16 protein-coding genes and 1 pseudogene are annotated in these 19075 nt (G+C 72.4%); 11 read left to right on the top strand and 6 right to left on the bottom strand.

Annotated elements, in window-relative coordinates; genetic code table 11:
- The first annotated feature begins 53 nt into the window (after positions 1-53).
- The 3 genes from AB0M27_RS10220 to AB0M27_RS10210 all read left to right on the top strand — a co-directional run bounded on the left by AB0M27_RS10220 (position 54) and on the right by AB0M27_RS10210 (position 1988).
- Positions 54-710 (top strand): ThuA domain-containing protein, encoded by a 657-nt coding sequence (locus tag AB0M27_RS10220; RefSeq protein ID WP_365719927.1) that lies wholly within the window; start codon positions 54-56, stop codon positions 708-710.
- A 157-nt stretch (positions 711-867) separates the two neighbouring features.
- Positions 868-1731, top strand: coding sequence for an isocitrate lyase/PEP mutase family protein (locus AB0M27_RS10215; protein WP_365719925.1), 864 nt, complete (start codon positions 868-870; stop codon positions 1729-1731).
- Entirely contained in the window at positions 1728-1988 is a 261-nt protein-coding gene (locus tag AB0M27_RS10210; RefSeq protein ID WP_365719923.1) for a hypothetical protein, read from the top strand. Before AB0M27_RS10215 ends, AB0M27_RS10210 begins: the two co-directional genes overlap by 4 nt.
- Positions 1989-2121: 133 nt before the next feature.
- Here the strand turns inward: AB0M27_RS10210 and AB0M27_RS10205 are convergent, their stop codons facing one another.
- Both AB0M27_RS10205 and AB0M27_RS10200 read right to left on the bottom strand, forming a co-directional pair.
- Positions 2122-2325, bottom strand: a complete 204-nt coding sequence (locus AB0M27_RS10205; protein ID WP_365719921.1) for a hypothetical protein — start codon at positions 2323-2325, stop codon at positions 2122-2124.
- Between the two features lie 76 nt (positions 2326-2401).
- A complete protein-coding gene (locus tag AB0M27_RS10200) occupies positions 2402-3415 on the bottom strand; it encodes a hydroxyacid dehydrogenase (protein WP_365719919.1) in 1014 nt (337 codons plus the stop codon).
- A gap of 274 nt (positions 3416-3689) precedes the next feature.
- Here AB0M27_RS10200 and AB0M27_RS10195 point away from each other — a divergent pair.
- Positions 3690-4510 (top strand): annotated as a pseudogene (locus AB0M27_RS10195) (alginate lyase family protein); the annotation flags it as partial.
- A 151-nt stretch (positions 4511-4661) separates the two neighbouring features.
- Positions 4662-6230, top strand: a complete 1569-nt coding sequence (locus AB0M27_RS10190; protein ID WP_365719917.1) for a carboxylesterase family protein — start codon at positions 4662-4664, stop codon at positions 6228-6230.
- A 108-nt stretch (positions 6231-6338) separates the two neighbouring features.
- Here AB0M27_RS10190 and mmuM read toward each other — a convergent pair whose 3' ends face one another.
- Complete coding sequence (gene mmuM, locus AB0M27_RS10185; protein ID WP_365719915.1) at positions 6339-7265, bottom strand: homocysteine S-methyltransferase; 927 nt, start codon at positions 7263-7265, stop codon at positions 6339-6341.
- A gap of 408 nt (positions 7266-7673) precedes the next feature.
- On the opposite strand from mmuM, the gene AB0M27_RS10180 reads away from it, so the two are divergent.
- The 3 genes from AB0M27_RS10180 to AB0M27_RS10170 all read left to right on the top strand — a co-directional run bounded on the left by AB0M27_RS10180 (position 7674) and on the right by AB0M27_RS10170 (position 11486).
- On the top strand, positions 7674-8714 hold the full coding sequence (locus tag AB0M27_RS10180; protein WP_365719913.1) for a rhamnogalacturonan acetylesterase: 1041 nt from the start codon (positions 7674-7676) through the stop codon (positions 8712-8714).
- A gap of 65 nt (positions 8715-8779) precedes the next feature.
- Complete coding sequence (locus AB0M27_RS10175; RefSeq protein WP_365720163.1) at positions 8780-10498, top strand: DUF2264 domain-containing protein; 1719 nt, start codon at positions 8780-8782, stop codon at positions 10496-10498.
- Positions 10499-10679: 181 nt separating this feature from the next.
- Positions 10680-11486, top strand: a complete 807-nt coding sequence (locus AB0M27_RS10170) for an isocitrate lyase/phosphoenolpyruvate mutase family protein (RefSeq protein WP_365719911.1) — start codon at positions 10680-10682, stop codon at positions 11484-11486.
- Here AB0M27_RS10170 and AB0M27_RS10165 read toward each other — a convergent pair.
- Together AB0M27_RS10165 and AB0M27_RS10160 are read right to left on the bottom strand one after the other, a co-directional pair.
- Positions 11420-12136 carry an alpha/beta hydrolase gene (locus tag AB0M27_RS10165; protein ID WP_365719909.1) on the bottom strand — a complete coding sequence of 239 codons (717 nt, stop codon included), beginning with the start codon at positions 12134-12136 and terminating at the stop codon, positions 11420-11422. The genes AB0M27_RS10170 and AB0M27_RS10165 overlap by 67 nt on opposite strands.
- Positions 12129-12713: a TetR-like C-terminal domain-containing protein gene (locus AB0M27_RS10160; protein ID WP_365719907.1), complete on the bottom strand. Its 585-nt coding sequence runs from the start codon at positions 12711-12713 to the stop codon at positions 12129-12131. The genes AB0M27_RS10165 and AB0M27_RS10160 overlap by 8 nt, the downstream gene beginning before the upstream one ends.
- Before the next feature lie 177 nt (positions 12714-12890).
- Here AB0M27_RS10160 and AB0M27_RS10155 point away from each other — a divergent pair, with 177 nt between their 5' ends.
- From AB0M27_RS10155 to AB0M27_RS10145, 3 genes are read left to right on the top strand one after another with little or no spacing between them, the layout of a single operon-like run.
- Positions 12891-13526: a helix-turn-helix domain-containing protein gene (locus tag AB0M27_RS10155; protein WP_365719905.1), complete on the top strand. Its 636-nt coding sequence runs from the start codon at positions 12891-12893 to the stop codon at positions 13524-13526.
- Positions 13523-14791 carry an MFS transporter gene (locus AB0M27_RS10150; protein WP_365719903.1) on the top strand — a complete coding sequence of 423 codons (1269 nt, stop codon included), beginning with the start codon at positions 13523-13525 and terminating at the stop codon, positions 14789-14791. Before AB0M27_RS10155 ends, AB0M27_RS10150 begins: the two co-directional genes overlap by 4 nt.
- A 25-nt stretch (positions 14792-14816) precedes the next feature.
- Complete coding sequence (locus AB0M27_RS10145) at positions 14817-16109, top strand: MFS transporter (RefSeq protein WP_365719901.1); 1293 nt, start codon at positions 14817-14819, stop codon at positions 16107-16109.
- An 84-nt stretch (positions 16110-16193) separates the two neighbouring features.
- Here AB0M27_RS10145 and AB0M27_RS10140 read toward each other — a convergent pair whose 3' ends face one another.
- Positions 16194-19070, bottom strand: coding sequence for a glycoside hydrolase family 2 TIM barrel-domain containing protein (locus AB0M27_RS10140; protein WP_365719899.1), 2877 nt, complete (start codon positions 19068-19070; stop codon positions 16194-16196).
- Positions 19071-19075: the final 5 nt, after the last annotated feature.

Below are 19075 nucleotides of genomic sequence, written 5' to 3'. Positions count from 1 at the left end.
GCGCTTCAAGGGGGTTGAAGCGGACGCGGGGCGCCGCGGCCTAGGGTCGTCGTATGGCCGCGCGACTGCTGCTCTACACCCGCACCACGGACTACCGCCACGACTCCATACCCGACGCCGTCGCCGCCGTGCGCGCGCTCGGGGAATTCGCCGTCGAGCACACCGAGGATCCCGCGGACCTCGAGAAGCCGCTGGACGGGTACGCGGTCGTCGCCTTCCTCTCCACCAGCGGCGAGGTGCTGACCCCGGCCGGGCGGGAGCGGCTCGTGCGGTATGTGGACTCGGGCGGCGGTTTCGCCGGGGTGCACGCGGCGGCCTGTACCGAGTACGGCTGGCCGTACTACGGGGAACTCCTGGGCGCCCGCTTCGTACGGCACCCCGCCTTCCAGCCGGGCCGGGCCGTGGTCGAGGATCCCGGTCACCCCGCGACCCGACGGCTGCCGGCCGTCTGGGACTTCACCGACGAGTGGTACGACTTCGACGCCAGCCCCCGGGGCCGGGCGCGGGTGCTGCTGAGCGCCGACGAGACGTCGTACGAGGGTGGCGGGATGGGCGCGGACCATCCGCTGGCCTGGTGCCGTGAGGACGGGGCGGGCGGTGGTCGCGTTTTCTACACGGCACTCGGTCACGCCGCCGAGGCCTACCGCGATCCGACCTTTCTGGCCCACCTGGACGGCGGGCTCCGCTGGGCGGGACGGCTTCCATCGTGACGTTTCTGTGGTGAACCGGTTCCACCATTGGGGTGAGCAAAGCTCGCGCACATAGAGAGTCACGTGGGTATCTAGACATGCTCTTGTCTTGGTAAAGGGCGTCGAGACGCGTCGGCCATCCGGCCTCGCGTCACCCACCCACAGGAGGAGCCGGACCTTGACTTACGGTAAGAAGCTGCGCGAGCGCATCGCCGGGCCCGGGACCACACCGCTGATCGGCGTGTACGACATGTACTCGGCGTCGATCGCGGCCAAGCACTACGACGGGATGTTCGTTTCGGGCTTCGGCTTCGCGGCCTCGTACTACGGGCTGCCGGACATCGGTTTCATCGCCTGGCCCGACATGGTGGCCTTCGTTCAGCGGCTGCGGGGCGCGTTCCCGCACCATCACCTGCTGGTCGACATCGACGACGGGTATGTCGCCCCCGAGGTCGCCTGCCACGTCGTCGAGGGGCTGGAGCGCATCGGTGCGTCCGGAGTGATCCTGGAGGACCAGAAGCGGCCCCGCCGCTGCGGCCACGCCGACGGCAAGCAGGTGCTGCCGCTGGAGGAGTACCTGGAGAAGCTGCACAAGGTCCTGGAGACCCGCAAGGACCTGGTCGTCGTCGCCCGTACGGACGCCACCGACGAGCACGACATCCTGCACCGCGCCGAGCGGCTGGGCGCGACCGACGCCGATGTGGTGCTGGTCGACGGGGTGCGCAGCGTCGAGTGGATCAAACGCATCCGCGAGGTCGTCGGAGACAAACCGCTGCTGTTCAACCAGATCGCCGGCGGCAAGTCGCCCCGCCTGTCCCTCGGTGAGCTGTCCGACCTCGGCGTCGACGTCGCGATCTACAGCACCCCGTGCCTGTTCGCGGCACACGAGGCGATGGACTCCGCGCTCGCCGGCCTGAAGGCGGCCGACGGCCGGCTGCCCGAGGTTGATCCCGCGAGCGGGATCGGCGTGAAGGCCTCCACCAGCCTGCTGGAGCGCAACATCGCCCCCGAGCGGCTCACCCCCGAGGGCGTGGGCGTGTGACCGGCGCCGTACCCCGGCTCGGGAGGGCGGCGGCGGTCGCCGTCGCCGTGCTGGGGGCCGGTGCGGCACCGGCGGTTGCGTCCGGCAGTCTGATCACCGTGGTCGACAACTCCCACGCCGACTCCTGGCTGGAGGTCGACCGCGCGGCGAATGTGCAGACGGGCAGCGGCACGGCCGGCAGCGACCACGACGGCAGCGCCGTGGACGTGGTCGAGGCCCTCGTGGGCGCCGCGCACCGACACGGGGTCGCGGACTGACCGCGCTCACCGGCGCGCCCCCGCATACGGCGGCGGCCGGGGACCTCCCGCACGAGGTGCCCGGCCGCCGCCGTGCTCCGTGCCTCGGTCCTCGCCGTGCTTCGTGCCCCAGTGCCCTACCGTGCTTCGTGCCTCAGTCCTCGCCGAGGTCGGGGCGGCCGTTCTCGTCGAGTTCCACGTCATCCTTCGGGTCGTGCTCGTCGCCGGGTGCGGTCACGGTGGCCCGGTGCGGGCCCGGAGCGAGCGTGTGGCAGGCGGCGTGGGCCGTGCCGTAGGCGGTGACCAGGGCGACTGCGGCCACGGCGAGGGCCGCTGCGGTGCGCGTGGTGAGGTTCATGCCCGGGGAACGATGCCGCGCCGGGTGCCGTCACCGTCCGCGCCCGAACCGGCTCCGCACATCACGCTCGCGGGCATCAGGCGACCCGGGCCAGATCCGCGTGCAGCACCTCGTGCAGGGGCGGCAGGCCTGCCGCCAGCCGCTCCACCTCCTCCACGACGATCGTGCCCAGCCGCTCCAGTTCGTTGCCCAATGATCCCGCGATGTGCGGGGTGAGGAAGACGTTGGTCAGCCGGTACAGCGGGGAATCGGTGGGCAGCGGCTCGGGCTCGGTGACGTCGAGGACCGCGCGCAGCCGTCCCGAGACCAGCTCCTCGGTGAGCGCTTCGTGGTCGACCAGTGCACCGCGCGCGGTGTTGATCAGCACACCGCCGTCCCGGATGAGGGCGAGCCGGGCCCGGTCGAGCATGTGGTGGGTCTCGGGGATGTCGGGAGCGTGCAGGCTGACGATGTCGCTGCGCCGCAACAGGTCCTCCAGTGACAGCAGTTCAGCCCCGAGGGCGGCGGCCTCGGCCGGGCTCACGTAGGGGTCGTGCAGCAGGACCGTGAGGTCGAACGGCCGCAGCAGCTCCATGAGCCGGCGGCCCACGCGGGAGGCACCGACGACCCCGACGCGGCGGCCCAGGTTGCCGGTGCCCGCGGTCTCGGCGAGGGGCGGGCCGGCGTGGGTGCGGCGGTAGCGCTCGCGGTGGGCGAAGGCGTCCTTCCCGGCGAGCAGGATCATCGCGAGCGTGTACTCGGCCACCGGCAGGGCGTTGCCGGTGACCGCGCTGGACACGGTGATGCCGTGTTTCCACAGTGCCTCGCCGACCAGGGAACGGACCGAGCCCGCGGCGTGCAGGACGGCACGCAGCTTCGGGACCGTGGCCAGGACTCCGGCATCCAGATGCGGGCAGCCCCAGCCGGTGATCAGTACTTCGGCCTGGGCCAGGGCTTCGGCCGCCGCCGGATCGGCGAAGTCCCGTACGACGAGCTCGCCGTCGATGTCGGACGTCCGCCTCAGCCGGGCCATGAGCGGCGGGGGGAACAGCTGCGGCAGGTGTACCGGATCCATAGCGAACACGGCCCGCGGCGGTTGAGGGCGGGGCATGGCTCTCCTGGGAGGGATGGGGGAGGGAGTGTGGTGCGGGATGGAAACAGTTTCAGAAAGCGCCTTCTATCGTATGTCTGCCGGGAAAGGGCGGTCAATCGGCTGTCGGCTGGGCGGGTGTTGGTGGGTATGCGCACTGCGGGGGAGGCCGGCATGGAGACGTGCTCACGTTGGCGGCCTGTCAGTGGAAATCGGTTACCAAGCCGTCGGCGGGACGGGACAGGATCGCACGCGGAACGATTCGAGCGCCGTTCCGTAGTCAGGTCTGGCGGTCGCCTGGTCGTCCACCCTCACCACGGTCACCGGGAACGCCGACCGCTTCCTCGCCACCGGCATCTACGGCTGGGAGTTCGCCGACGCGGCCGAACTCATGCGGGACTACGACGGGTTCGACCTCGCCGCCTTCCAGGAGATGATGGTGAGCGTTCTCTACCCGCTCAACAACAGCCTCCTGACCAACCACAACGACGCCTGCATCACCAACTACTGGGCGAACTGGGACCTGTGCACCTTGGCCTCGACCATGGCCATCGGGATCCTCACCGACGCCGCCGCCAAGTACGACCAGGCCGTCACCTACTTCAAGTCCGGTGCCGGAAACGGTTCCATCGCGCACGCGGTGCCGTAGCTGTACACCGACGCGGACGGCTACGCCCTCGGCCAGTGGCAGGAGTCCGGCCGCGACCAGGGGCACACCATCATGGGCATGGGCCAGATGGGCGCCCGTGCGAGATGGCCTGGAACCAGGGAGACGACCTGTACTCGTACGACGATCGTCGTTTCATGAAGGCCGCCCAGTACGTCGCGAAGTACAACACCGGCCAGGACGTCCCCTACACGACCTACACCTGAGGTAGCGGCCAGAACTGCGCCCAGCAGTCGCAGACGGCGATCGGCTCCGGCTCGCGCGGGCAGATCCGCCCGGTGTGGGCGATGCTCCACTTCCACTACAACCGCCGTCTGTACCTCGACGACAAGTACATCTCCGCCATGTACGACGACCTCGTCGCCCCCGAGGGCGGCGGTGGTGACTACGGCTCCACCATCGGCGGCTACGACCAGCTCGGCTTCGGCACCCTGATGTACGCCAAGTAACCGTCGTCCTGAAAGTGACCGCCCCGGCACCCACCGTCCCGGGGTAGCCCGAACGGCCCTCCCGCGCGCCCGTGCAGCCGGAATACGGGGCGCTCTTGTGGTGCTCTGATGGTGCACGGTGCACGAGCGCGCGGCGAAGGGCTGGTGAGCGATGACGGCAGACCAGGCGAACCCCGTGGTCAGAACGCCGTACGGGGCCGTACGGGGCCGGTACGAGCAGGGCGTCGCGGTCTTCCGCGGCATCCCGTACGCCGCCCCGCCCTTCGGCCCCCGGCGGTTCCGCCCGCCCGTGCCGCCCGAGCCCTGGGACGGGGTGCGCGACGCCGGTGCCTTCGGCCCCACCGCGCCGAAACCGCCGTACTCCGAGGCGTTCGGGCAGTACCTGTCCGACCCGGAGATTGCCGGCGACGACTGCCTCAACCTCAACGTGTGGACGCCGCAACCGGACCCCGGCGCCCGCCTCCCGGTCCTCGTCTGGCTTCACGGCGGCGCCCTGACCAGGGGATCCTCCGCCGTGCCCGTCTACAACGGCGCCACCTTCGCCCGGGACGGCGTCGTCTGTGTCTCCGTCAACTACCGGCTGGGCGTCGAGGGCTACGGCCTGTTCCCCGACGCACCGCCCAATCCCGGCCTGCGCGACCAGCTCGCCGCCCTGCGCTGGGTGCACGACGCGATCGGCGCCTTCGGCGGCGACCCGGACCAGGTCACCCTGTGCGGCCAGTCGGCCGGCGCCATCAGCGTCGGCGCCCTGCTCGCCGCACCCGCGTCCCAGGGCCTGATCCGGCGCGCGGTGCTGCAGAGCGGCGCCCCGGAGGCGTCCGAACGGGACAAGGTACGGCGGATGGTGCGCCGCATGGCCACCCGGCTGAAGATCCCCGCCACCGCCGAAGCCTTCGCCGCCGTCGACCGCGACCTGCTGCTGCGCACCCAGGCCGAGGTCGGCCGGCTCAGCAGCCCGGTCCTGGGCGGACCCGCGTTCGGCATCGTCGTGGACGGCGACCTCGTGCGCCGCGACCCCCTCCAGGCCCTGATCGACGGCGACGCCGCCCAGGGCGTCGAGCTGCTGATGGGCTGGACCCGGGACGAGTACCGGCTCTGGCTCGTGCCCGGCGGGCTGGTGGAGCACGTCGACCGGCTCGGTCCCGTCGCCCTCGCCGGAGCCATGGCCCGCTGCCGCGCCGGGCACGAGGTGCCCCGCGGCTACCGCGCCCTGCACCCCGACGCCGGCACCGCCGAGATCGTCGGCCAGATGGTCACCGACCACCTGCTGCGCCTCCCGCTGCACCGCCTCGCCGACGCCCGCCCCGGCACCTCCCACCTCTACGAGTTCGCCTGGCCGTCCCGCCTCCCCGGCCTCGGCGCCTGCCACGCCCTGGAACTCGGTTTCGTCTTCGACTCCGGTGATCTGCCCGAGGCGAAGAAACTGGCGGGTGAGGGCGCCCCGCAGGAACTGGCCGAGGCGATGCACGCGGCCTGGGTACGCTTCGCGACGACAGGGGATCCGGGCTGGCAGGCCTGGGACGCGTCGCATCCGGTGCGGATCTTCGGCGACGGCGCACCGCATACCGCATACGGTCCGCAGGACGCGGAAATCGGCCTCTGGTCGACCGCACCCACCGTCCGGGAAGCCGGCCCCGCCTCGGACATCCGTGCACCGGGAGCGGAGCTGACGGCGGCGGTACGGCGCTTGCGGCGGTCGGTGGGGGCGCGGCGCCGGTGACTGTCGTCAGTCGACGATGGATGGTCGTCGGCATGCCGTCGCCGGTCCGCCCCGACCGGAGGCGGTCCGGCCGTCCTGCGGGTGGCCTCGGCGACGACGGGGCGCCGCTCAGACCGTGCCCAACGCCTGCCTGATCGACGCGATCGCCTCCGGCCCCACCCGACAGCACCCCCCGACGAGCCGCGCACCCGCGTCCTGCCAGGTCTTCACCTGCCCGGCGGTGAACCTCGTCCGCCCCGTCCAGGCACGCGCCTCGGCGTCCCAGGCCTCGCCGCTGTTCGGATAGACCACGACCGGCTTGCCGCTGACCCGCGCCGCGATCTCCACCGCGGGCAACACGTCCTCCGGCGCACAGCAGTTCACGCCCACCGCGATCACCTCGTCCACGTCGGCGGCCAGGGTGAAGGCCTCCTCCAGCGGCTGCCCGGCCCGCGTGCGCCGACCGGCGACCGTATACGACAGCCACGCCGGCACCCCCAGCCCGCGCACCACCCTGAGCAGCGCGGCGCCCTCGTCGGCGTCCGGCACCGTCTCCAGCGCGAGGACGTCCGGCGCGGCGGCGGCCAGCACCTCGATGCGCGGCCGGTGAAAGCGCTCCAGCTCGTCCACGCTCAGCCCGTACCGGCCCCGGTACTCGGAGCCGTCCGCGAGCATCGCGCCGTACGGCCCGACCGACGCCGCCACCCACAGCGGCCGGTCGATGCCCTCGTCCTCGGCCTGCCGGGCGGCCTCGCGCGCGAGGTCCACGCTCAGCGTGAGCAGCCGGGCGGCGTCGTCATGGCCGATCCCGCGCCGTGCGAAGCCCTCGAAGGTGGCCTGGTAGCCGGCGGTGATGGCCACGTCCGCGCCCGCCCGGAAGTAGGCGAGATGCGCCTGCGTCACCGCTTCCGGCCGCTCGGCGAGCAGCCGGGCCGACCACAGCTCGTCGCTGAGGTCGTACCCGGCCGACTCCAGCTGGTTGGACATGCCGCCGTCGAGCACGACCGTCCCGGCGGCGAGGGCGTCGGCGAGGCTGAGGGAGGTGTCGCTGGTCATGTCACGACGCTAGTCGAAGCCGAACGCCGACGGACCGCGGTGTCCGGGTGGTGAGCGTCCCGCCGCCCTGTGCCCCGACCTGCGGAAAGCGGTATCTCGCGACGGGGACGTCCGTCTGGCCCGAGCGGAATGGCCACACCGCTTCCCGATGTACCGAAAACCGTGAAAACCCCGAATCAACGGAAACCCGCCCGGAAACACGGGAACCCTGCTCCGAGGCGCGGCAAAGCCGCGGAGCCCCCGAAAGTTTACGGGCGTTGGCAGAGTGACCGTCGAATGCACTTCGCGAAAGGCCTTGCGTCGTTGAGAACTCAGTAATCCAGTGAATTTTGGGTCTAGGTCTAGAAAGCGCTTGCCCGAACCGGTACGGTCTCGGGTCGGCCGATGGGATCGATGGAGGAGCCGCGCATGAGACGTGTCGGAACCGCCGCGCTGCCGCCGGTCGCCCTGGGTGCCACGCTGACCGCGACCCCGGCCCTGGCCCACGGCGTCCGTCCCCTCGGCATCGAGAACCGCACCGCGGCCGCCTGCCACTTCGACGTCCCCCCGGGCACGTACGACGTGACAGTCCGGCTCGGCGGCGAGACGGCGTCCAGCACCGGCGTCACGGGGGAGACCCGGCGCTCCCTGCTCCCGGAGACCGCCGTGCCGGCCGGCGAACACCCCACCCGCAGCTTCACCGTGAACGTCCGCACCCCCGAGGGCGAACCGACCGGCCCCGACGGAACTGCCGGCCTGGACCTGACGATCGGCGGCTCCGACCCCGCCCTCGCCGGCATCCGGGTCACCCCGTCCCGGCATGCCCGCCGGATCATCCTGATCGGCGACTCCACCGTCTGCGACCAGCCCGCCGACCCCTACTCCGGCCGGGGCCGGCAGTTGCCCCGGTACCTGCCCAGGGGCCTGTCCGTCGCCAACTACGCCGACTCCGGCGAGAGTACGGTCACCTACCTGGCCAATCCCCAGTTCAGGGCCACCGTCCGGCCGCTCGTCCGCCCCGGCGACCTCGTGCTGGTCCAGCTCGCCCACAACGACAAGATCACCGACGAGGCCACCTACCGGGCCAACCTGGAGACCCTGGTCGCGGGCATCCGGGACAAGGGCGGCGAGCCGGTGCTCGTCACGCCCGTCGTCCGCCGCTGGTTCAATGCCGACGGCACCCTGGACAACAACACCGCCCTGCTGGTGAACGGTCTCGGCGTCGACCTCCCGGCCGTCGTCCGGTCCGTCGCCGCCGCCGGACACGTCCCGCTGATCGACCTCACGGCGAAGACCAAGGCGCTGGTGGAGTCGCTCGGCCCGGAGGGCTCCAAGGCGATCTACCTCTACAACGAGAAGCGCGACACCACGCACACCTCCGAGAGCGGCGCCACCGTCTACGCCGGCCTGGTCCGCGACGCGCTTCTCGCCCTGCATCTGGTGCCCGAGGGCGCCGTGCGGGTGGGATGAGCCCCTGGGGTGCCCCGACCGGAACCGGGGCGCCCCAGGCCCCGCCAGGAAGAGCCACCGCCGTGATCGAACTGCCCGCCGACGACCGCCTGTCGAGCCCGTGCACCGGCTACACCCGCGCCCACTGGGAGGCCGCCGCCGACGCCCTGCTGGCCGCCGTCGAGCCCTACGTGACCCCCGACCGTGCCCTCTACCGCCTCCCCGGCGACCACGTGAGCCATTCCGGCCACCTCTCCGATGGCCTGGAGGGATACGCCCGTACGCTGCTGCTGGCCGGCTTCCGCCGCGAGGAGACCGCGCTCGGCCGCTACGCCGACGGCCTCGCCGCCGGTCCCGGCGGGGTGTGGCCGCGCATCGAGGACCGCGGTCAGCCGCTCGTCGAGGCCGCGTCCATCGCGCTCGCCCTGCGGCTGACCCGGCCACTGCTGTGGGACCGGCTCGACGACTCCGTACGGCAGCGCACCGCCGACTGGCTGGCGGACGCGCTCACCGCCGAACCCTGGCCGTGTAACTGGGAGTTGTTCCCCGTCACCGTCGGCGGCTTCCTGGCGGAGATCGGGCACCGACCGGAGGCGGCACGCAAGGCGATCGACCGCGGTCTGGAGCGGATCGAGGGCTGGTACCTCGGAGACGGCTGGTACACCGACGGCGACGGCCGGAAGTTCGACTACTACAACGGCTGGGCCATGCACCTGTATACAGTCCTGCACGCATGGCTGGCGGACGACAGCGAACTGCTTTCTGTATACGGTCGACGGCTGTCACGCCATCTCGCCGACTACGCCCGCCTGTTCGGCGGCGACGGCGCCCCCCTGCACCAGGGCCGCTCCCTCACCTACCGCTTCGCGACGACCGCCCCGCTCTGGCTCGGCGCACTGATCGGACAGACCCCCCTGACCCCTGGGGAGACGCGGCGCCTCGCATCCGGTGCGCTCCGATACTTCCTCGACGGCGGCGCGGTCGACGAGCGCGGACTGCTCCCCCTGGGCTGGCTCGGCCCCGACGAGTCGCTCGTGCAGAACTACTCGGGCCCGGCCTCCCCGTACTGGGCCAGTAAAGGGTTTCTCGGCCTGTTGCTGCCTGCGGAGCACGAGGTGTGGACGGCGACCGAGGAACCGGGCCCGGTCGACCGCGCCGACGAGGTGCGGCCCGTCCACGCGCCCAACTGGCTGCTGCAGTCCACCCGTTCGGACGGACTGGTCCGGCTGCACAACCACGGCAGCGAGGACGTCCGCTACGACCCCTACTACACCCGGCTCGCCTACTCGACCGCGACCACGCCCGACCGAGCGTCGTACGACAACAGCGTGATCGTCGGCGGCGATCCGAGCCGCGCCGGGATCGAGCCGCTCGGCACGGGCAAGGGGTGGATCGCCTCCCGGCACACCGTGTGCGACGGCATCACCGTCACCAGCCTCGTGCTCGCCGAGGGCGCGGTGGAGGTCCGCGCCCATCTCGTGGCCGGGGCGGAGCCCGGAACACCGGTGCGGATCACGGCGTGGTCGGCCCCCGACGGGCTGCGCGCCGAGCTCCTGCCGGTGTCGGGCCTGTCGGAGGAGCTGACGGGGCAGACCGGGGCGGGCGAGGCCACGCTGTTCGTGGCGCTCGCCCGGCTCACCGGCGAGGCCGACCCCCGGCCCCTCGTGGAACTGGTGTCCGTGCGGGTGGGTGAGGAGGAGCACGAGGTGAGCGTCCGCTGGGCGTCCGGTGCGGAAAGTGTCTTCGGCTTCACGGCTGCGGACGGACCGGTTCTCAAGGCTTCAGGCGGGTTCGCAAGGCCGTGAGAGGAGTGGCGTAGGACGGGGTGACGGGCGCGTAGGCCCAGGTGGGGTGCCGTCCTGGGGCGCCGCGGTGGCACGGGTGATCCGCGCGCACCACCGTGTCGGGGCCTGGGGGCTCCACCCCGGACCCCGACGCCGGCATGGTTCGGCCGGCGCCGAAGTGATCCGGGCCCAGCCTGGTCGTATGACCGCAGACGCCATGGTGACCTTCGCCGGACTTCATCACCGCCCCGGCGAGCCGCTCCTCCTGCCCAACGCCTGGGACCATGCCTCGGCCGCCGCCCTCGCGGCGCACGGCTTCCCCGCGATCGGTACGACAAGTCTCGCGGTGGCTGCGGCCGTGGGACTGCCCGACGGCCAGGGCGCGACCCGCGAGCACACCCTGCGCCTCGCCCTCACCCTGGGCTCGGAGCCCTACCTGCTGTCGGTCGACGCCGAGGACGGGTTCGCCGACGACCCGGACGAAGTGGCGGCGCTGGCCCGCGAGTTGTGGACGGTCGGAGCGGCCGGCATCAATCTTGAGGACGGACTGGGGCCCATGGACCGGCACGCCGCGAAGATCGCCGCGGTGAAGGCGGCCGTGCCCGGCCTGTTCGTCAACGCCCGTACGGACACCTACTGGCTGGGCGATGGCGACGAGACGGACACCCTGCGCCGCTTGGACGCCTACCAACAGGCCGGAGCCGACGGGGCCTTCGTGCCGGGACTCACCGACCCCGAGCGGATCGCCACCCTCGTCCGGCACCTCGACGCACCGCTCAACATCCTCTACTCGCCCACCGGCCCCACCGTGTCCCACCTCGCCGACCTCGGCGTCCGCCGTATCAGCCTCGGCTCGCTGCTCTACCGGCGGGCGCTCGGCGCGGCCCTGGACGCGGCGGTCGGCATCGCCGCCGGGCGCGCCCCGGACGGAACCACCCCCGGCTACGCCGAGGTCCGCGCACTGGAGCGCAGCGTGTCGGCGAGGAGGTCCGCGAACGCCACCGGGTGATCCACCGTGCCCAGGTGTCCGCCCGGGAACTCGACGAACGCACCGTCCAGCCGCTCGGCGAGCGACACACTCGTCCGGTACAGCGACCCGCCGCGCGAGTCGGTGCCGGCGGCGAGGGTGAGACCGCCCGGGGAAGCGGTGAAGGACGGCAGGTACGACGTGAACGGGCGCAGTACGCGCGCCAGGAAGACCCCGTACGGTGTGGCCGCTTCCCCTTCCGCGGGCGGGCGTCCGGGGCCGTCCAGCTGTCCGATCAGCTCGGCCCGCCGCTCCTCCCCGTCCGGCAGCACCGTCACGCACGGCGGTTCGTGCGTGACCACGTGCGCCAGCCGCCCGGGGTGCCGGGCGAGCAGGTCCAGGGCGGCGATGCCGCCGGAGCTGGTCCCGAAGACGTAGCCGGACCCGCCCTCCGGAAGCACCGTCTCCAGCACCCGGCGCGCGCCCTCGCTCCAGTCCGCCACCCGCTGCTCGGGTACCGGCAGGCCGAGCCGGCCGTGGGCGAGGCCCAGCGGGTCGTACGTCACCACGGTGAACTGCGCGGCCAGCCGCTCGGTCAGCGGCCCGAGCCCCATCGGATGCCCGGCCCCGCCCGGCAGGACCAGCAGTACGGGACCGCTGCCCGTGACGTCGTAGTGAAGCGGTTCAGTCATCGTTCCTCGTCTCCCGGGGCCAGTGGGTCAGGGCCAGGTGAAGGGCGTCGACGGCCTTGTCCCAGGAGGCCCGTACGTCCCGGTCCGCGCCGAAGCCGCCGGAGGACTCCAGGGCGCAGTAGCCGTGGAAGGTGCTGCGCAGCAGGCGTACGGCGTCGGTCAGGTCGGGTTCCTCAAGGCCGTAGCCGCGCAGCATGCCGCAGGTGATCTCGGCGGTGCGGCGCATCGCCGGGGAGCCGGCGATCAGGGACTGGTCGATACGGATCTGGGTGGCCGCGTAGCGGCCGGGGTGCTCCAGGGCGTAGGCACGGTAGGCGCCGGCGAAGGCGGCCAGCGCGTCCTTGCCCGCGCGGCCCGCCACGGCCACCGCGATCCGGTCGATCAGCTCGCCGCCCGCGTACAGCGCCAGCCGCGTGCGCAGGTCCGCGAGGCCCCGGACGTGCGAGTACATGCTCGCGTCCTTCACGCCGAAGCGGCGCGCCAGCGCGGACAGGGTGACGTTCTCGAACCCCGCCTCGTCGGCGAGTTCGGCGGCGGCCGCGACGACACGGTCGACGGTGAGGCCCGCTCGGGCCATGGGATCCTGCCTCTCCCTGTTACCTAGGCTCTCTAGGTTATAAACTAGATATACCAGGAAACCGTCCCGGGCTGAAGCGGTCCGCCGGGCGTCGGGGGATGGTTGAGAAAACTGTTCAACATTTATGGATTACATGAGAGTTGACTCTCGCATCTTCTGAGAGAACACTCTCACGCCATGGAGACCGGCAACCCCTTCGGCGATGTGGAGATATCCGATCCCAAGGCCATGCGGGCCCTCGCCCACCCGGTGCGGCTCGCGATCCTCGAACGGCTGCGGCGGTACGGCCCCGCCACCGCGACCCAGCTCTCCCCGCGCGTCGGCGCCACCCCGTCCGTCACCAGCTGGCATCTGCGTCATCTGGCGGGCTTCGGCCTGGTCCGGGACGCCGAGGGCGGGACGGACCGGCGCGAGCGGCGTTGGGAGGCGGTCGGCCGCGGCTTCCGTTTCGTCATCCCCACCGACCCGGCCGACGAGGACGGACAGGCGGCCTCCCGGGCGCTCACCGGCGAGATGTTCGCGCGCGCCGCCGAAGTCCCGCTGCGCTGGCTGACCGAGACCGCACCCGCCCTGGAGCCGGAGTGGATCCACGCCCTCGGCACGGCCGACACCCGCATCGTGGTGTCGGCCGACGAACTGGCGGCCCTGCGCGATGCGTTGGAGGAAGCCCTCGCCCGGTACATCAACCGCGACCCGGCCGAACGGCCCGCGGGAAGCCGAGGGGTACGACTGCTGCTGTATGCGCTTCCCGAAACAGCGGAAACAGCGGAAACAGCGGAGGCGGACGGCGCGGAGCCGGAGCAGGAAACGTGAGCGGAACCCTGTGGCGGGACCGCCCCTTCCGTCGCTTCTGGGCCGGCCAGACGGTCTCCCAGTTCGGCGACCGCGTCACCGAACTGGCGTTACCCTTGCTCGCGGTCTCCACCCTGCACGCCTCCGCCGTGCAGGTGTCCTGGCTGACCGCGCTGGTGTGGACGCCCAATCTCCTCGCGTTCCTGCTGGGCTCCTGGGTCGACCGCCGGAAGGAGAAACGGGCCGTCATGGTCGCCGCCGACCTCGTCCGCGCGGCCCTCCTGATCACCGTCCCGGCCGCCGCGCTGCTCGGCACGCCCACCCTGGCCCAGCTGTACGCGGTGGCGGTGCTGACCGGCCTGGCCTCGGTGGCGTTCGGAACCGCATACCCGTCCTATTTCGCGCACCTCGTGCCCCCGGCGTCGTACATCGACGCCAACAGCAAACTCAGCGCCAGCCGTTCGGTGTCCTTCGTCGCCGGCCCCGCGGTCGGCGGCTGGCTGGTCCAGGTGCTGAGCGCACCGCTCGCCGTCGCCGCCGACGCGCTGTCCTTCCTCGTCTGCGCCCTCCTCATCGGGCCGTTGCCCGCCGCCGGACTGCCCTCGACCCGGTCCGCCCCGCCCCGGCTGCTGCACAGCGCCCGCGAGGGCCTCACCCGCCTCCTGCGCCACCCGGTGCTGCGGGCCGCGCTCGGCTGCGCCGCCACCGTCAACTTCTTCACCTTCCTGACCGGCACCGGCCTGCTCGTACTGTTCGCCGAGCGGGAACTGACGCTGTCACCCGGCCTGATCGGGGTCGTCTTCGGGATCGGGGCGGTCGGCGGACTCCTCGGCGCGGTCGCCGCGCCCGCCGTCTCACGGCTGATCGGCGTCGGCCGCAGCGTGGTCGTGGGCGCCGTCCTCTTCCCGGCGCCCTACGCCCTCGTCTGGCTCGCCGACGGCCCGCTGTGGGCCCGTGCCGGGGCCCTGGCCGCCATCGAGTTCCTGTCCTCGCTCGGCGTCATGCTCTTCGACATCAACCTCAACTCCCTGACCGCGGCGGTGACTTCGGACGACCTCCGCAGCCGGATCGCCGGCGCCCACGCCACCGTCAACTACGGCGTACGGCCCCTGGGCGCGCTGGCCGGCGGCGGCCTCGCCACCCTCGTCGGACTGCGGGGCACGATCACCGTGTCCGCCGTCGGCGGAGCGCTGTGCGTGCTGTGGCTGCTGCGGTCGCCGATCCCGGCCATCCGCACCCTGCACACGGCCGATCCGGTACCGGCCCGCCCAGGCGCTGCGGCGTAGGGTGGGCGGACGCGGGGAGGGGGCGGTGGGACGCAAGACACGCAAGGGGCACAGCCGCAGGGCCGCGGACGAGCTCGAGGAGGCCCAACCCCTCTGGCGCAGACCGGACTTCGTGGTCTTCTGGGCCGCCCAGACCCTCTCCGTCCTCGGCGACTCCTTCGCCCTGATCGCGCTGCCCTTGCTGGTCCTGGAGGCCACTGGATCCGTGGCGAGGATGGGGCTGCTCACCGCGGTCGGCGGGGCCGCCGCCGTCCTCGCCGCCGTCTTCGCGGGCACCGTGGTGGACCGCGTCGACCGACGCCGGCTCCTCATCACGTGTGACCTCGTCCGCATGGTCCTGTACGGCCTGATCCCGCTCGTGTGGGCCTTCGGCCCGCGAATCTGGCTGCTGTACGCGGTGCTGCCGGTCTGCGAGGCCGTCGGCATGTTCTTCGCCGTCGGCTACGTCACGGTCGTCCGCGGCCTCGTCGGCACCGGCCGGCTCACCGAGGCCAACGGCCGGCTGAACGCCACCGCCGCGGCGGCCGGGGTGCTCGGACCGGTGGGCGCGGGGCTGGTCGCCGCCTGGACCGGGCCGGCCGCCGCCGTCGCCGTCGACGCGGCCAGCTTCGCCGCCTCCGCCGTCTGTATGCGCTGGGTACGACTGCGCCCCCGGGCCGGCGACGACACCCCGGCGCCCGGCCGCAGTACCGTACGGCAGGACCTGCGCGCCGGAATCGCCTTCCTGTACCGCAACCCCCTGCTGCGCTCGCTCACAGCCCTGCTGTTCGGCTTCAGCTTCCTCACCCTGGGCCTGAACGACCTGGTCATCTACCACCTCAAGCACGACCTCGGCCACGACGACGGCACGGTCGGCACCGTCATGGCCGCCGGTGCGCTCGGCACCATCGCCGGGTCCCTGCTCGTCGCCAGGATCCGCGGCCGGTTCGGTTTCGGCACCGCCTGGATCGGCGCAACCGCGCTGTGCGGGCTGGCCTGTGCCGGCCTCGGCCGGGCCGGTACCGTGCCCGCGGTCGCCGTCCTCGCCGCCGGCTTCCTGGCCGGTGTCGGCATCGCGGGCACCTGCTCGATGTCCCTGCGCCAGGAGGTCACCCCCGAGCACCTGCTCGGCCGGGTCACCTCCGCCTACTGGACCCTGCAGTACTCCGCCGCCCCCGTCGGCGCCGCCCTCCTCACCTGGGCCGCCGAACGCTGGGGCACCACACCGGCCGCCCTGACCGCGGGCACCGCCTGCGTCCTGCTCGCCCTCACCGCCCTCCTCACCCCGATCCGCACGGCCCGACCCGCTCCGCCAGTGGGATCTGGCGGAGCATCTTGATCGTGGGCGTTGGACCTGGTCGACGCCGGCGCGGCCGGCCGGGTGGAAACCGGCCGGCCGCGGTGGGTGTCGGGAGCGTGGCGGTCAGCTGGTCTCCGGGCCCGGGGCGGGGGAGAACACGAAGGAGAACTCGGCCGGTTCGGCCCGCAGGCGGTACTGGGGCAGCGGGGCCGGACCGCAGGACTGGGAGCCGATGCCGTGCTGGCCGTGGTCCAGGTTGACCCACACTGTGTCGCCGGGGGTGAGATCGGTGCGGTGCGCGGCGGCGTCCAGCTGTTCCGTGGTCCAGCGGCGGGCGGTGAGCCAGAACGCCGGGGCACCCTCGATGCGCAGGCCGCCGAGCTCGGCCCAGCGGACGTCGATGCGGGCGCCGTTCTCCTGGGGACGGACGTACGGCGTCTGCATACCGTCCACCGTCGACTGCCAACGGCCGATCGCCGACGCCGTCCTGGTGTCCGGATACGCCTCGCCTGGGCCGCCGCCGTACCACTGCACACGGTCGGCCGCGGACAGTCCGAAGCGGATGCCGAGTCGGGGCAGAGGGACGGTCCAGTCGCCCTCGGGGGCGGTGCGTACGGTCAACTGCAGCCGGTCTCCGTCCGAGGTCCAGCGGTATACGGTCGACAGCCCCAGCTCCCGTGCGGCCGGAGCCACCCGGGTGCGGACCGTCAGGGTGCGCTCGCCGGTCTCCACCGCGTCCAGCCGGTGCCGCATCCGGTGCAGGCCGAGCCCCCGCCACAGCAGCCCGTAGCGCAGGTCGGGCTGCCAGGGGGCACCGTCGTCGTTGTCGGTGGTGGCCCGCCACACGTCCAGGCGCAGCCCGGAGACAGGCACGTCGCCGACGGCCGTGAGGGCGCCGGTGCGGGCGTCGAAGGTGCCGGGGCCGAGGGTGATCACCCCGTCGCCGGACACCGGTCGGGCGGTCGCCGCGACCGCGGGCACCCGGCGCTCGGATGCCGGGACCTGGCCCCAGGCCACGACATGGCCCTTCGGCGCCCAGGCGGTGTCCGCCGCGAGCGCCGCCCGGACCGTCCAGAGGGCCTCGCCGGCCGGCGCCCCGGCCGGTGGCGCGGGCAGCTTGACGTCGGCGGACTCGCCGGGCGCCAGCGCCGGCACCGATAGCGTGCCTGACTCCACCGCCTCCCCGTCGACCTCGTACGACCATGAGAATGCCAGCGCCGACAGGCCGGCGAAGTTCTGCTTGTTGGTGACCCGGACCGTGCCGTCGCCGAAGTCGCCGGCGATGCCGACCGGTTCGACCACTTTCTTGAACTCGACCAGGCCGGGGGAGGGCTCCCGGTCCGGGAAGAGCAGGCCGTCGCAGACGAAGTTGCCGTCGTGCAGCTCCTCGCCGAAGTCACCGCCGTAGGCGTAGCCCAGCTCCGGATGGGCGATGCCGTGGTCGATCCACTCCCACACGAAGGCGCCCTGCAGCCGGTCGTACGACTCGAACAGCCGCTGGTAGTCGGCGAGTCCGCCGGGTCCGTTGCCCATCGCGTGCGCGTACTCGCAGAGGATGAAGGGCAGCCGGCGGCGCTTGAGGCTGCCGCCGTCCAGGCCCTGGCCGATCCGCTCGACCTCGGCGTGGCCGGCGTACATCCGCGAGTACATGTCCGTGTCACGGCAGGTGTGGTCGCCCTCGTAGTGGATCAGGCGGGAGGAGTCCCGGCCGCGGATCCACTCGGCCATCGCGGTCAGGCCGCGGCCGGTGCCGGCCTCGTTGCCCAGCGACCAGACGACGACGGACGGGTGGTTCTTGTCCCGTTCGACCATGCGGGACGCCCGGTCCAGCAGGGCCGGGGTCCAGCGGTCATCGTCGACGGGGTTGTCCCGCCAGCCCTGCTCGGTGAAGCCGTGGGTCTCCAGATCGCACTCGTCGATCACCCACAGCCCGTACTCGTCGCACAGGTCGAGGAAGGCCGGGTGCGGCGGGTAGTGGGAGGTGCGGACGGCGTTGACGTTGTGCCGTTTCATCAGCTGCACGTCCTCGCGCATGGTGGCGAGGTCCAGCGCGCGGCCCTTCTCCGGATGCCACTCGTGCCGGTTGACGCCCTTGAACAGCACGGGCCTGCCGTTGACCTTGATCAGGCCGTCCGCCAGCTCCACGGTACGGAAACCGATGCGCAGCGGCACCCGCTCGCCCTGGGTGGCGAGCGTGCCCTCGTACAGCCTCGGCGTCTCCGCCGACCACGGCTCGACCGGCACGGTCACGCTCTCGCCGGTCGCGATGTCGATGCCGAGCCCGGACACGGTCACCCGGCCGTCCACGTCGGAGTCGACGCGCAGGGTGCCGGTGCCGGCGCGGTGGTCGTAGGAGGCGTGCACGAAGAAGTCGAGGGCGGCGCCCGCCGGGCGGTGCAGCAGGGTGACGTCACGGAAGATGCCCGGCAGCCACCACTGGTCCTGGTCCTCCAGGTAGGAGCCGGCCGACCACTGGTGGACGCGGACCGCCAGTACATTGTCGACAGTCTTCAGCAGATGGCCGACGGCGAACTCGTGCGGCAGCCGGGAGCCCTTGAACTCGCCGAGGTCCGTGCCGTTCAGCCACACCCGGGCGCAGGACTCCACTCCGTCGAAGCGCAGCACGGCACCCCCGTCCGACGGCCAGTCCTGAGGCAGGTCGAAGACCCGCAGATGGTCGCCGGTCGGGTTCTCGGTCGGCACCCGTGGCGGGTCGACCGGGAATGGGTAGAGGTGGTTGGTGTAGATCGGGGAGCCGTGGCCCTGGAGGACCCAGTGGCCGGGGACCGGGATCTCCGCCCAGCCGGTGGCGTCGTATCCCTCCTCGGCGAAGGAGTCGTCCTCGGCGTCGGCCGTCGGCGACAGCCGGAAACGCCAGCTGCCGTTCAGGGAAAGGGACTTGGCGTCGGAGGATGTGTACCAGGCGCGGGGCGGCAGCGCCCCGGAGCCCGGCGAGACGTCCTCGACGTAATCGGTGACGGTGTGGGTGCTCAACGACATCGGTC

This window comes from Streptomyces sp. NPDC052107 (genome assembly GCF_040680215.1).
Lineage (GTDB): Bacteria > Actinomycetota > Actinomycetes > Streptomycetales > Streptomycetaceae > Streptomyces.
Note: the sequence above shows the minus strand (reverse complement) of the source record. Positions and strands in the feature narration are given on the sequence as shown.

Coding starts and splice junctions, on each gene's coding strand:
- AB0M27_RS10220 (WP_365719927.1), top strand. CDS start 54: ATGGCCGCGCGACTGCTGCTCTACACCCGCACCACGGACTACCGCCAC.
- AB0M27_RS10205 (WP_365719921.1), bottom strand. CDS start 2,325: ATGAACCTCACCACGCGCACCGCAGCGGCCCTCGCCGTGGCCGCAGTC.
- AB0M27_RS10200 (WP_365719919.1), bottom strand. CDS start 3,415: ATGCCCCGCCCTCAACCGCCGCGGGCCGTGTTCGCTATGGATCCGGTA.
- AB0M27_RS10190 (WP_365719917.1), top strand. CDS start 4,662: ATGACGGCAGACCAGGCGAACCCCGTGGTCAGAACGCCGTACGGGGCC.
- mmuM (WP_365719915.1), bottom strand. CDS start 7,265: ATGACCAGCGACACCTCCCTCAGCCTCGCCGACGCCCTCGCCGCCGGG.
- AB0M27_RS10180 (WP_365719913.1), top strand. CDS start 7,674: ATGAGACGTGTCGGAACCGCCGCGCTGCCGCCGGTCGCCCTGGGTGCC.
- AB0M27_RS10170 (WP_365719911.1), top strand. CDS start 10,680: ATGACCGCAGACGCCATGGTGACCTTCGCCGGACTTCATCACCGCCCC.
- AB0M27_RS10165 (WP_365719909.1), bottom strand. CDS start 12,136: ATGACTGAACCGCTTCACTACGACGTCACGGGCAGCGGTCCCGTACTG.
- AB0M27_RS10160 (WP_365719907.1), bottom strand. CDS start 12,713: ATGGCCCGAGCGGGCCTCACCGTCGACCGTGTCGTCGCGGCCGCCGCC.
- AB0M27_RS10155 (WP_365719905.1), top strand. CDS start 12,891: ATGGAGACCGGCAACCCCTTCGGCGATGTGGAGATATCCGATCCCAAG.
- AB0M27_RS10140 (WP_365719899.1), bottom strand. CDS start 19,070: ATGTCGTTGAGCACCCACACCGTCACCGATTACGTCGAGGACGTCTCG.